At 71.6% G+C, this 236-nt stretch carries 1 protein-coding gene; it reads left to right on the top strand.

Annotated features, from left to right (window positions below; genetic code table 11):
- Nucleotides 1–18 precede the first annotated feature (18 nt).
- Nucleotides 19–236, top strand: a 218-nt coding sequence (locus tag AC0IYH_RS33940; RefSeq protein WP_471838867.1) for a hypothetical protein, incomplete at its 3' end; no start/stop codon positions are given.

Below are 236 nucleotides of genomic sequence, written 5' to 3'. Positions count from 1 at the left end.
GAGGGGCAGCTTCAAGGCTTGCGCTCGATCCTGCTGCAACCGGTCGAGGTGGGCGGGCGGCGGATCGACGTCGGCGTGGCGATCGGGCTGGCGGAGGCCGGCGAGGTCGAGCGGCAGGTCGCCGACGGCATGCTCGCCGCCGACGCCGCCCAGCGCGAGGGTGTGTTCTGGCGTCGCGCCGCCACCAATCTCGACCAGATCGAGCGGCAGGTGTCGCTGATGGGCGAATTGGACGA

The organism is Pseudomonas sp. AC463, assembly GCF_979253585.1.
Note: the sequence above shows the minus strand (reverse complement) of the source record. Positions and strands in the feature narration are given on the sequence as shown.